The sequence below is a fragment of the Mesorhizobium sp. ArgA1 genome (assembly GCF_053714375.1).
In genome coordinates, this window is record NZ_JBSKBQ010000003.1 from 171,607 (window position 1) to 183,655 (window position 12,049).

The 12,049-nt window shown below is 63.1% G+C and carries 13 protein-coding genes and 1 pseudogene; 9 read left to right on the forward strand and 5 right to left on the reverse strand.

Features of this window, described 5'->3' with window-relative positions; translation table 11 throughout:
• Nucleotides 1–43: 43 nt before the first annotated feature.
• A complete protein-coding gene (gene gyrA, locus ACWGTI_RS10615; protein ID WP_454587066.1) occupies nt 44–2,827 on the reverse strand; it encodes a DNA gyrase subunit A in 2,784 nt (927 codons plus the stop codon).
• 210 nt (nt 2,828–3,037) lie between these two features.
• Between gyrA and ACWGTI_RS10620 the strand changes: the two genes are divergently transcribed.
• Nucleotides 3,038–4,720: a SulP family inorganic anion transporter gene (locus ACWGTI_RS10620; RefSeq protein ID WP_454587067.1), complete on the forward strand. Its 1,683-nt coding sequence runs from the start codon at nt 3,038–3,040 to the stop codon at nt 4,718–4,720.
• A 144-nt stretch (nt 4,721–4,864) separates the two neighbouring features.
• Here ACWGTI_RS10620 and ACWGTI_RS10625 read toward each other — a convergent pair whose 3' ends face one another.
• On the reverse strand, nt 4,865–5,740 hold the full coding sequence (locus tag ACWGTI_RS10625; RefSeq protein WP_454587068.1) for a helix-turn-helix transcriptional regulator: 876 nt from the start codon (nt 5,738–5,740) through the stop codon (nt 4,865–4,867).
• Between the two features lie 86 nt (nt 5,741–5,826).
• Between ACWGTI_RS10625 and ACWGTI_RS10630 the strand changes: the two genes are divergently transcribed.
• The 3 genes from ACWGTI_RS10630 (at nt 5,827) to ACWGTI_RS10640 (ending at nt 7,505) form a co-directional block, all read left to right on the forward strand.
• Nucleotides 5,827–6,366 (forward strand): hypothetical protein, encoded by a 540-nt coding sequence (locus ACWGTI_RS10630; RefSeq protein ID WP_454587069.1) that lies wholly within the window; start codon nt 5,827–5,829, stop codon nt 6,364–6,366.
• Between the two features lie 32 nt (nt 6,367–6,398).
• Nucleotides 6,399–6,776, forward strand: coding sequence for a VOC family protein (locus tag ACWGTI_RS10635; protein WP_454587070.1), 378 nt, complete (start codon nt 6,399–6,401; stop codon nt 6,774–6,776).
• A 99-nt stretch (nt 6,777–6,875) separates the two neighbouring features.
• Nucleotides 6,876–7,505, forward strand: coding sequence for a MarC family protein (locus ACWGTI_RS10640; protein ID WP_023670949.1), 630 nt, complete (start codon nt 6,876–6,878; stop codon nt 7,503–7,505).
• A 16-nt stretch (nt 7,506–7,521) separates the two neighbouring features.
• On the opposite strand, the pseudogene ACWGTI_RS10645 reads toward ACWGTI_RS10640, so the two are convergent.
• From ACWGTI_RS10645 to ssb, 3 genes and pseudogenes are all read right to left on the reverse strand, one after another.
• Nucleotides 7,522–7,948, reverse strand: a pseudogene (locus tag ACWGTI_RS10645) (OsmC family protein).
• 124 nt (nt 7,949–8,072) lie between these two features.
• Nucleotides 8,073–8,471 carry a DUF2306 domain-containing protein gene (locus ACWGTI_RS10650; RefSeq protein ID WP_454587071.1) on the reverse strand — a complete coding sequence of 133 codons (399 nt, stop codon included), beginning with the start codon at nt 8,469–8,471 and terminating at the stop codon, nt 8,073–8,075.
• A gap of 39 nt (nt 8,472–8,510) precedes the next feature.
• Complete coding sequence (gene ssb / locus ACWGTI_RS10655; RefSeq protein ID WP_454587072.1) at nt 8,511–9,041, reverse strand: single-stranded DNA-binding protein; 531 nt, start codon at nt 9,039–9,041, stop codon at nt 8,511–8,513.
• Nucleotides 9,042–9,205: 164 nt separating this feature from the next.
• Between ssb and ACWGTI_RS10660 the strand changes: the two genes are divergently transcribed.
• The 5 genes from ACWGTI_RS10660 (at nt 9,206) to ACWGTI_RS10680 (ending at nt 11,473) form a co-directional block, all read left to right on the forward strand.
• On the forward strand, nt 9,206–9,640 hold the full coding sequence (locus tag ACWGTI_RS10660; RefSeq protein WP_454587073.1) for a cupin domain-containing protein: 435 nt from the start codon (nt 9,206–9,208) through the stop codon (nt 9,638–9,640).
• Between the two features lie 44 nt (nt 9,641–9,684).
• Nucleotides 9,685–9,999 carry an ArsR/SmtB family transcription factor gene (locus tag ACWGTI_RS10665; protein ID WP_454587074.1) on the forward strand — a complete coding sequence of 105 codons (315 nt, stop codon included), beginning with the start codon at nt 9,685–9,687 and terminating at the stop codon, nt 9,997–9,999.
• Nucleotides 9,996–10,469, forward strand: coding sequence for an SRPBCC family protein (locus ACWGTI_RS10670; RefSeq protein WP_454587075.1), 474 nt, complete (start codon nt 9,996–9,998; stop codon nt 10,467–10,469). Before ACWGTI_RS10665 ends, ACWGTI_RS10670 begins: the two co-directional genes overlap by 4 nt.
• A 29-nt stretch (nt 10,470–10,498) precedes the next feature.
• The gene (locus tag ACWGTI_RS10675) at nt 10,499–11,107 is read left to right on the forward strand and encodes an ATP-dependent Clp protease proteolytic subunit (protein WP_454587076.1); all 609 of its coding nucleotides are present in this window, start codon (nt 10,499–10,501) and stop codon (nt 11,105–11,107) included.
• A gap of 108 nt (nt 11,108–11,215) precedes the next feature.
• The gene (locus ACWGTI_RS10680; RefSeq protein ID WP_454587077.1) at nt 11,216–11,473 is read left to right on the forward strand and encodes a hypothetical protein; all 258 of its coding nucleotides are present in this window, start codon (nt 11,216–11,218) and stop codon (nt 11,471–11,473) included.
• Nucleotides 11,474–12,049 lie beyond the last annotated feature (576 nt).

Below are 12,049 nucleotides of genomic sequence, written 5' to 3' on the forward strand. Positions count from 1 at the left end.
TGATTGCGCCGGCCCATGGGGCCGGCGTTGTTGTATCCAAAGCCTATTCGGGCGCAGCATCCGAGGCATCCGGACCGGCCTCGCCCTCGCCATTTTCTTCGACATCCTCGTCCGACTGAGGCTCAGAGATCCGCTCGACCGAAACCACCTTCTCGCCTTCGGCGGTGTTGAAGATGGTCACGCCCTTGGTTGCGCGGCTGGCGAAACGGATGCCGTTGACCGGCACCCGGATGACCGTGCCGCCGTCCGAAACCAGCATGATCTGGTCGTCATTGCCGACCGGGAACGTCGCCACCAGCTGGCCTATTTCGGCAGTTTTCGACACGTCGGTGGCGCGGATGCCCTTGCCGCCGCGCCCGGTCAGGCGGAAATCGTAGGACGAAGAGCGCTTGCCGTAACCATATTCGGTTACCGTCAGCACATACTGCTCATGCGCCTTGAGGAGTTCGTAGCGCTCGTCGGAAAGCTCCGTCTCCTCGCCGATCTCCTCATTGGTCAGCGCGATTTCTTCGTCCTCGCCGGCCGTCTCGAGCCGCCGCTCCGCCGCAGCCCGCTTGAGATAAGCGGCGCGCTCCGCCGGTGAAGCATCGACATGCTCGATCACCGACATGGAGATGATGCGGTCGGTCTCGGCCATGCTTATGCCGCGCACGCCGACGGAATTGCGGCTCTGGAAGACGCGCACGTCGCCGACGGAGAAGCGGATGCACTGGCCGGAGTTCGCCGTCAAAAGCACGTCGTCATTGTCGGTGCAGGTCTCGACGCCGAGGATCTCGTCGCCGTCCTCCTCCAGCTTCATGGCGATCTTGCCGTTGCGGTTGACCTGGACAAAGTCGGACAGCTTGTTGCGGCGCACGGTGCCGCGCGTGGTGGCGAACATTACGTCGAGCTCGCCCCAGCTGGTCTCGTCCTCCGGCAGCGGCATGATGGTGGTGATGCGCTCGCCCTGCTCCAGCGGCAGCATGTTGATCAGCGCCTTGCCGCGCGACTGCGGATTGCCGATCGGCAGGCGCCAGACCTTCTCCTTGTAGACGATGCCGCGCGAGGAGAAGAACAGCACCGGCGTATGCGTGTTGGCCACGAACAGCCGAGTGACGAAATCCTCTTCCTTGGTCGACATGCCGGAGCGGCCCTTGCCGCCACGGCGCTGCGCCCGGTAGAGCGACAGCGGCACGCGCTTGATGTAGCCGGAATGGCTGACGGTAACGACCATGTCCTCACGCTGGATCAGGTCCTCGTCTTCCATGTCGGCGCCGCCGTCGGTGAGTTCGGTGCGGCGTGGCGTGCCGAACTCGTCGCGCACGGCGGCGAGCTCATCCTTGACGATTTGCTGGATGCGCGCGCGAGACGACAAAATATCAAGGTAATCAACGATTTCGGCACCGATCGTGTTCAACTCGTCGGCGATCTCGTCGCGGCCGAGCGCCGTCAGGCGCTGCAGGCGCAGTTCGAGGATTGCGCGCGCCTGTTCCTCGGAGAGATTGTAGGTGCCGTCCTCGTTGATGCGATGACGCGGATCGTCGATCAGAAGGATCAGCGATTCGACGTCGCCGGCGGGCCAGCGCCGCTCCATCAACTGTTCGCGCGCCGTCTGCGGATCGGGCGCGGTGCGGATCAGCTTGATCACTTCGTCGATATTGGCGACGGCAATGGCGAGACCGACCAGGACGTGGGCGCGGTCGCGCGCCTTGCGCAACAGGAATTTCGTTCGCCGGCTAATCACCTCTTCGCGGAAGACGACAAATGCCTTCAGCATGTCGGTCAGCGTCATCACTTCCGGCTTGCCGCCGTTCAGCGCCACCATATTGGCGCCGAAAGACGTCTGCAGCGGCGTGAAGCGGTAAAGCTGGTTGAGAATGACGTCGGCGACAGCGTCGCGCTTCAGTTCGATGACGACGCGGTAGCCCTGACGATCGCTCTCGTCGCGGATGTCGGAAATGCCCTCGATGCGCTTGTCGCGCACTAGCTCGGCCATTTTTTCGATCATCGAGGCCTTGTTCACCTGATAGGGAACCTCGGTGATGATGATCGATTCACGGTCATTGCCGCGCTGTTCGACATTGACCTTACCGCGCATGACGATGGAGCCGCGCCCCGTCGCATAGGCGCTGTAGATGCCGGAACGGCCAAGCACGATGCCGCCGGTCGGGAAATCGGGACCCGGAATGATCTCCATCAGCGCCGGCAGGTCGATCGCCGGATTGTCGATGATGGCGATGGCGCCGTTACAGACTTCGGCCAGATTGTGCGGCGGAATATTGGTTGCCATGCCGACGGCAATGCCGCCCGAACCGTTGACCAGAAGGTTTGGGAAGCGGGCCGGCAGAACCTTCGGCTCGGTGTCGGAGGCATCATATGTTTCCTGGAAATCGACGGTTTCCTTGTCGATGTCCTCCAGGAGTTCATGCGCGACCTTGGTCAGGCGCGATTCGGTGTAGCGCATGGCCGCCGGCGGATCGCCGTCGATGGAGCCGAAATTGCCCTGCCCGTCGATCAGCGGCACGCGCAGCGACCAGTCCTGCGCCATGCGCACCAAGGCGTCATAGATCGAGGCGTCGCCATGAGGATGGTATTTACCCATCACGTCGGCGACCGGGCGGGCCGACTTCACATATTTGCGGTTCCAGTGGTAGCCGCTCTCATGCGCGGCATAGAGAATGCGGCGATGCACCGGCTTCAGGCCGTCGCGAACGTCCGGCAGCGCACGGCTGACGATCACGCTCATGGCGTAGGAAAGATAGGAGCTCTGCATCTCCTCGATGATGGAGATCGGCTCGATGCCGGTGGGGCCGCCGTCGGCGCCGCGCGGTGTTTTTTGGTCGGTCAAATCGGATCACAATCTAATCGGGAATCACTGACCGCTTATATAGGAAGCCAGCCTGAAACTCCAATATTCGCGGCACTTTTCCAACGACAATTTCGGTGGTAATTTCAAATGGATACCGCTGATTGCGACGATTTGGCCATAGCCCATTTCGCCGCCATCAGGGCAAAAGCCTGCGATGGGTCGTTTTCCCAGCCAAGAGCCATAAGCACGATGAACCGGTGGCTGCCTTTGCGAGCGCTGAGCGGTTGGCGGCCCGGGGATCTCAAGGGCGATCTGGCCGCCGGCCTGACGCTGGCGGCAATCGCCATCCCCGAACAGATGGCGACGGCGCGGCTTGGCGGCTTTGCGCCCGAGATCGGCTTCTTCGCCTTTGTCGCAGGATCGCTGGCCTTTGCAATGTTCGGCGCCAACCGCCATCTGTCGTCCGGCGCGGATTCGACCATCACACCGCTGTTTGCCGGCGGGCTCGCGCTCATCGCCGTTGCCGGCTCGGCGCATTATCTGGCACTGGCGGCCATGTTGGCGCTGATGGTCGGCCTGCTGGTGGCTTTGAGCGGAATCTTCCGGCTCGGCTGGATCGCCGACCTGTTATCGGTGCCGGTCACCACCGGATTCCTGGCCGGCATCGCCGTCCATATAATTGTTTCGCAATTGCCCGGACTGCTCGGTCTGCCTGCCGAAAGTGGTGAAACGTTGCGCCGCGTCGGTGAGATCGCCGGCAATCTGCACCTCACCAACCCTTGGAGCCTGACGATCGGCCTTGGCGTGTTTGCAATCGTGTTCGCTGCCGAGCGCATCAGCGCCCGCATCCCCGGCGCCTTGATCGGCATGGTGCTGGCCACTGCAGCGGTCGCCGTCTTCGGCCTGAAGGGGCGCGGCGTCGAGGTGCTTGGCGCCTTGCCCGACGGCCTGCCGCAGGCCGGCCTGCCGACGGTCAGTCTCAGCGATGCCCAGGCGCTGCTGCCGCTGGCCCTGCTGATCTCCATCGTGGTCATGGTGCAGACGGCGGCCACCAGCCGCTCCTTTGCCGGCGACGACGTCAACCGGGATTTTGTCGGCGTCGGCGCCGGCAGCATCCTGTCTGGCCTGTTCGGCGCCTTTGCGGTCAATGCCAGCCCGCCGCGCACCGCAATCGCCGCTCAATCGGGCGGCCGTTCGCACGTGTCCGGCCTGATTGCCGCGACTATTGTGCTGGCGCTGGGCGCCTTTGGTGGCGGCCTGCTTGCCGATGTCCCGCAGGCCGCCCTTGCCGGCGTGCTGATGTTCGTTGCCCAGTACATCTTGCGCTGGAGGGTGTTCGCCAGCGTCTACCGGCAGGCGCCGGTCGAATTCGCGCTGATCCTGGTCACCATGACGGCGATCGTCGTGTTGCCGATCGAAACCGGCGTCGCGGTCGGCATCGGCCTGTCGCTGCTGCACGGTCTGTGGAGCGCGACACGCACGCAGGCAATCGAGTTGGAACAGGTGCCCGGCACCTCGGTATGGTGGCCGCCAAACACGCCTTCGGCAGGCGAGCAACTCTCCGGCGTGCTGGTTGCGGCGTTCCAGGCGCCGCTGTCCTTCGTCAATGCTGACAGCTTCAAGCGCGGCGTCTGCGAGCTGATCGATGCCAGAAGCGACAGGGTGAAACTGGTCGTGCTGGAGGCCAGCAACATTGCCGAGATCGACTATACCGCCGCGCAGGCACTGATCGACACCATCGCCCACTGCCGCAAGGCGGGTGCGATCTTTGCAATCGCGCGGCTGGAATCGCTGCGCGCCCAGGCAGCCCTTGCGCGCTTCGGCATTGCCGACCTCGTCGGCCCGCACAGGATCTTTCACAGTGTCGACGCCGCCATCAAGGCGCTGGCGCCGGACAAGCAACTTGTCGGACAACAGGACGAGACACCATAACGACCGGCCGGGAACCCTTGCTGAGGCCTGTCGCGGTACAGGAGCTGCGGCCGACGCAAATCACCGTCGGCATGCGCGAGGTGGAGCTGAAGGGCCGGATGATCCGGGCGTAGGTCCGGAGAAGACCGGTACTTTCCTGGGACGTCACATGGTGCCGGTGGTGCTTGGCAAAACGCTGCCTGACCGGCGGCCGCGATAGTCGCCCGGCTTCTCGCCCATGACGCGCCGGAAACGGCGATTGAATGTGGAGAGGTCATTGAAGCCGGCCTCGAAGGCAATTGCCGAGATCGGCTCATCCGACATGCGCAGCCGCACCGCAGCGCGGTGCAGCCGGGTTCTGAGCAGGAACTGATAAGGCGTCATGCCCGCGACCTGCCGGAAGGTGCGCAGGAAGTGATAGGGGCTGGTCGCCGTCGAGCTGGCGAGCTCGGAAAGCGAGACTGGCCGTTCAGCATTGAGTTCTATCTGCCGCACCGCTTCGGCAACCCGTTTCTGGTCGCGGCGGCTCGGCGGGCGAGCGGCAGGCGGGGCCTCACTGGCGACAGCAAGTGCTGCACCGCCGACGGCAAGAGCCGCGGCGGCAATGCGCAGGCCAAGCTCCTCGAAGGCATCGATGTCGGCCGTCTCGCGTGCCGCTTCGGCCTCGGCCAGCAGAGACGCCAGCGCCGGCAAGGGCGGCAGATGCGGCACCCCGAACGTCAGCTTCTTCGTGCCAGCCACGTCGCTGGCGATGCGGTCGAGATGGGCCGGAGCGAAGTGGAAGGACAGGCAACGGTCGCCGGCACCGTGCTCGTGCCCGCATTCATAGCAGGCGCCGACATTGCCGAGCAGGATGGCACCTGGCGCCAGCATGGCGGCGCCCTGGCTGGTGCGGTAGCGGAAGCTGCCGCTCGTAACCGCGGCAATGCAGACACTGCGGTGCTCTTCCTCGAAGGGCCGATCGCCGGCGCCGGCCGTGCACACCACGTCGGACACATACCAGTCCGGCCCCGAAGCCAGTCTTTGCTCAGTCGTCGTCATGGCTTGAAAGATAGCAATTTTTCCCAAGCGCAACACCCCGCCCCGGCCTATCGGTTGCAGCCTCCTGACACCACGAAGGCAGCAGCATGACCGATCCATTCACAAAAGCCCTCCACAGCGACGGCCCCAACCCTGACCTGGCTGAAAAGCTGGATCTCTACGGCCGCTTTGTCGGCGCCTGGACATTCGATGCCACGCGCCACCTCGAGGACGGCACGGTTTTGACCGGACGCGGCGAGGTGCATTTCGGCTGGGTCCTGGAAGGCAGGGCGATCCAGGATGTGTGGATCCTGCCCGCGCGGGATGCCGGCCCCACGCCGTCGCTCGGCAAATGGACTTTCTATGGCACAACACTGCGGGCCTACGATCCCGGCCAGGACGCCTGGCACATCTTCTGGAGCGACCCGCGTAACCAGTATTACAGCCGCCAGCTTGGTCGCGCCGAAGGCGACACGATTGTGCAGGTCGGCGCGGACGGCACCGGTTCCTCGGTCCGCTGGAGCTTTTCGCGGATCACCAGGGACAGTTTCCGCTGGCTGGGCGAGCGTTCGCACGACGATGGAGCGACATGGCGGCTCGAGGTCGAGTTCCTGGCGCGCCGAGTCGCTGACCACGCAACATCCTGACAACGCAACATATTGTAAAAAAGGTGAAAAACATGCTTGACCATGTCTCGATTGGTGTCCGCGACACTAACGTTTCGAAGCCCTTCTACGACGCCGCACTCAAGCCGCTCGGTTATTCCTGCCTCAGCCAGTCGCCAGGTTCGCTAGGCTATGGCGCAGAGGCGATAGCACTCTGGGTGAACGATGCGACGCGACCGGTAGCGGCCGACGAAAAGTCCGGCCTGCATTTCTGCTTTGCCGCGCCGACAAGGGGCAGCGTCGACGCCTTTCATGCCGGCGCCTTGCGTGCAGGCGGCAGCAGCAATGGTGCGCCGGGGCTGCGTGCCGACTATGGCGACAACTACTATGCCGCATTCGTCATCGATCCCGACGGCTATCGTCTGGAGGCCTGCTGCAGCGCTGACGGCTAAGCCGACGCACAGTTTCACCATCCCTGACGGTTCCCACCGACCAGGCTTTGCTCTACCACTATGGTGGCGCAGGGCCCGGCCCGGCGGGAGGGGTCAGCGATGCCGAGTTTCGACAGCCTGTTCAACGCCTTCGTCACCATTCTGGTGACCATCGACCCGCCTGGTCTCGCACCTCTCTTCCTGGCGGTAACACGCGGCATGAACCGCGAGGAGCGCCAGCAGGTTTCGGTGCGCGCCTCGATCATCGGCTTCCTGGTGATGGCGCTGTTTGCCGTAGCCGGCGCCTCGATCCTGTCGGTGTTCGGCATCACGCTGCCGGCCTTCCGCGTCGCCGGCGGGTTCCTCTTGTTCTTCATCGCCTTCGAAATGGTGTTCGAGCGCCGGCAGGACCGCAAGGAAAAGATTGGCGACGTCGCCATCACCAAGGACATGATCCACAACATCGCCGCCTTCCCGCTGGCGATCCCGCTGATCGCCGGTCCCGGCGCGATTTCGGCGACCGTGCTTCTGTCCGGCTCGTTTCAGGGGTTTGCCGCACAAGCGGCGCTGGTCGGCATCATCTTCGTCTGCCTCGCCATCACCTATCTGGTGTTCGTGCTGTCGGAACGCATCGACCGCATCCTCGGCCAGACAGGCCGCTCGATCCTCACCCGCCTGCTCGGCGTCATCCTGGCGGCGCTCGCGGTGCAATTCGTGGCGGATGGCATCAAGGCGCTGATGGCGGGGTGAACGCAGGCCCTGCTGCCTACTTCACCGCCGTATCCACGACTTCAAAATCGTGGGTGATGACGGCGGTCTTGGCCAGCATGGCGGAGGCCGAGCAGTATTTTTCGATCGAGAGGTTGATCGCGCGCTGGACCTTGTCGTGCGACAGCGCTCGGCCCGTGACGATGAAATGCATGTGGATGCGGGTGAAGACTTTTGGGTCGGTTTCGGCCCGCTCGGCGTCGAGCTCGACGACGCAGTCCTCGATCGCCTCGCGGCCTTTTTCGAGGATGTGGACGACATCATAGGCCGAGCAACCGCCGGTGCCGACCAGCACCAGCTCCATCGGGCTCGGGCCTGGCGTCTTGCCTTCCGGGACCGAAGGCGGTTCCCAGCACGACCTTGTGGCCGCTGCCGGACTCGCCGACAAAGGTGCGCTCTTCGACCCATTTGATCCGTGCTTTCACGACAATCTTCCTTCCGAGCCTGTTCCCTCCCGATGGGATCGGGAAGGGTCTCTATCTCTTTGTTTGAGCATGATCTTTTCGGAAAACCGGATTCCACCTTTCGGGATCATGCTCGATGAACGCGTCACTGGCCGAACACGACCGCATGCATGATCCGCCCCGGCAGCAGTGTGAACACGCCGGCGCCGATCAGCGCAAAAACATAGAGTGAAATCATGACTTTGCAATGCTTTGCGACGCGATGCCTGTGCGCATGCCAAACCGCCAGCGGCACGGTGATCAGCACCAGGATCGACAAGATATGGATCGGGCTGAACGGACCGACGAGGCGGATCTGCTGGATCCAGAAACTGGAGGCGGCGATGACCAGCATCAGCGCCGCCCAGATATAGCCGAAGGCGCGGTGACGCGTTGTACCTTTCGGCAGCGCCAGTTGGGCGCCGCCTATAGCCAGCGCGGCAAGGGCCGCGAAGGCGTGCCATGGAATGGGAGGGGGCGCCGACAGAAGCGGTCCGAGCGACATCGCGCCCTCTCCTCAAATGCCTTCACGTGGCCTTGATACTCAGAACGGGATTTCGTCGTCCAGTTCGCGCGACGAACCGCCGCCACCGCCGCCGCCTCTGGAACCGCCGCCGCCACCGCCTCGGTTGAAGCTTTCATTGGGGCCCGACTGACCGAAATCCGAACCACGACTCGCACTGCTGCCACCGGCATAGTTGCCGACCTGGCCGCCGCCCTCGCCGCGTGAATCGAGCATCTGCAGCTCGCCGCGGAATTTCTGCAGCACGACTTCCGTCGTGTACTTGTCGGCGCCGGTCTGGTCCTGCCATTTGCGTGTCTGCAACTGGCCTTCGACGTAAACCTTCATGCCCTTCTTTAGATATTGTTCGGCGACCTTGGCGATCTGGTCATTGAAAATGACGACGTTGTGCCACTCGGTCTTTTCCTTGCGCTCGCCGGAATTCTTGTCGCGCCAGCTTTCCGACGTGGCGATGCGGATGTTGACGACCGGGTCACCCGAATTCAGGCGGCGGATTTCAGGGTCCGCGCCGAGGTTTCCGACCAGAATGACCTTGTTGACGCTACCCGCCATGACACTTCTCCGCGCTCATCCGAAACAAATTTCAAGTCGCTCACCTTACAGCCTGCGAGCCGCCTATGCCTGCAAAGGCTGGCTTTTCCCACAAGGTTTTTGTTCTTTTTTTGTTCTATTCCTGCCGCCCCCTTCTGTCAAGGAACGCCAACAAGAGGTAGGGTATGCGCCTGAAATTGCGACCATGCGGGATCGAAAGGCTGTGGCGAATGAAGGTCATTGCGCATCTGGATCAGCCCCGCGAGCAATGGCGGGCCGGCGTGGAGACCCGCATGCAGGTTTCCGCCAGCAATGGAGCCCGCCAGCTTTGCATGTTCGAACAATGGGTTCAGCCGGGCGTCGGGGCTCCGTCACATCGGCACCCGGTCGAGGAGGTGCTGAGCGTCATCGCCGGAACCGCCGAAATGTGGATCGATGACGACCACGTGACGCTGACTGCCGGACAGTCGCTCCTCATTCCAGCGCAGAGACAACACGGCTTTCGAAATGCCGGCACCGATACGCTTCATATCCATGCCGTGTTGGCGTCGCCAATCTTCGAAGCGACGTTCGAGGGGGCAGCTGCGCCGGTGAGGCGCTGGCTTGCAGCGAGCGAATAAAACAGCGCTTGCCAAATCGATAAGTATCGACTTATGCTTTTACCATGAGCGAAGCAGAGATTTTTCGCGCCCTCGCCGACCCGACACGGCGCGCCGTCTTTGAACGGCTTGCCGCCGGCGAGATGAGCGTGTCGGAGTTGCGCAGCGGCATGAGCGTGTCGCAGCCGGCGGTGTCGCAGCACCTGGCGGTGCTGCGCGGCGCCGGCCTGGTCAGCGAAAGGCGGTCGGGCCGCAATGCGTACTACCGCACCGATCCGCAAGGGCTCGAGCCGTTGCTCGGCTGGATCGAACGCTACCGCGCATTCTGGCCGGAGCGCATCGAAAGACTGAAGGCCGTTTTGAAGGACATGGACCAATGACCGATGAAAAGCAGGCGCAGACCGCCAAGGATAGCCTCGCCTTCGAATGCGATCTGCCGGACGCACCGGAAAAGGTGTGGCGGGCGCTGACCGTGCCGGAGCTGTTGGCGGCGTGGATGATGCCAAACGACATCAAGCCGGAAACCGGCACCCGCTTTGCCTTTGCCGGACCGGAGGCGCCGATCGAGTGCGAAGTGCTCGATGCCGAGCCGGGGCGGTTGCTGCGCTATTCCTGGCGCGAGCGGTCGCAGACCGGTGATGCCAATGGGCTGGACAGCATCGTCACCTTCACACTTTCCCGCACCGTTTCCGGCGGTACGCACCTGCGTATCGTCCATGACGGCTTCGTCCAGGCGGCAACGCCTGCCGTTGCGATGGCGGGCGGCAGTTGCCGGCTTTCGCTCCGCCCAGAGAAACCCACGCTACCTATCGCCGCGAACGCGCCGCGCCTGTTGCTGCGCGCAGCTTGATCTAGAGAAAACCGAACGGAGACAATGAGATGAGCGGCTTTGCCAATCTGGTGCCGATGGTAATCGAGCAATCGAGCCGCGGCGAACGCGCCTTCGACATTTTCTCGCGGCTGCTGCGCGAGCGCATCATTTTTGTCAACGGCGAGATCAATGACGGCATGTCGGCGCTGGTCTGCGCCCAGCTTCTGTCGCTGGAATCGGACAATCCCGCCAAGGAGATCTCGCTCTACATCAACTCGCCGGGCGGTGTGGTGACCAGCGGCTTCGCCATCTACGACACGATGCAATATGTCAGCTGCCCGGTGTCGACGGTGTGCATGGGCTTTGCCGCCTCGATGGCCTCGTTCCTGCTGATGGCGGGAACGCCGGGACGTCGCATCGCCCTGCCCAATGCCAGCATCGTGCTGCATCAGCCCCTGGGCGGATTCCAGGGCCAAGCCTCCGACATCCAGCGCCATGCCGAAGGCATTTTGCGCACCAAGCGGCACATGACCGAGCTCTACGCGCAGCATTGCGGACGCACCTATGAAGAAGTCGAACGCACGCTCGACCGCGATTTCTTCATGACCGCGCGCGAGGCCAAGGACTGGGGCCTCGTCGACCATGTTTTCGACACCCGCAAGCAGGCGGCGGCCTGATCGCCGGATTGAACGCGCCAGCGTCGTGTCAATTTCAACGCCGCCGGTCTGGCCTCGCATTGGGAGCGACACTATAGTCCTACGATGCGCTACCGCCTGAACAGACTGATGACAGCCATCGCGATCACCGCCGTGACCGCGAGCGCGGCTGTTGCCGGAGACGGCACGTCCCAGTCGCCGAAAAGTGCCCTGCCCGGCGTGACCAGCGACTACCGCATCGCCAAGCCGGCGCCGCAGCCCGAGCCCGACGACGCGCTGCCCGCCGGCGAGAACGGCACATTCAAGATCGGCGATACCGACGTCAGGATTTCCGGCAGTATCACTGTCGATGTCGGAGTGGGTGCGAACAAGCCTTCCAACCGGTAGGGTGCCGCGACAGAGTGACCCTTGTCGGCTGCCGCGCCGGTACCCCGCACATACAAATAGCCCCGCCGTTGCTTCCGCAAACGGTCGGGGCTCTTTTTGGATTCCAGATCCAACTTGCCGGTAGGGTTATACCGACTTTTGTCTCGGATGCTTCGCGGCATTCAACCGACGATCCGACTATCCGTCTCTGATTTTGGTGTGATACGGCAGGTCACGGTTTGTCGGGTGGCGAAAACGCTTAACCCTGGCACTTATGCCCGCCGCGGCTCCAACGAGATGTGGAGCCTCAAAGGACTATCCGGTGGCGTCATGCTCCGCTCCTATGTCCGTTGCGACTGTGTCGTCCGAAGCGCAAATCGCAAAACCTGCGGCGTCTCGCAGGCGCCTGTGGGCGGCGAGGCCATCGAAAGACGGCCGGCTTCGTTGACTTCTGGACACTGCGCCCCTGAGTCGGTGACGTCAACCGTTGAATAGCCGGTTACCGAAAAATGTGATCGCCGGGAGCTTACGTCAGGGTCAGTTTTTGAAACACCCTTGTCAGGTTTCTGCACAGCTTTGTCAGGAGCGTGTTCGGCC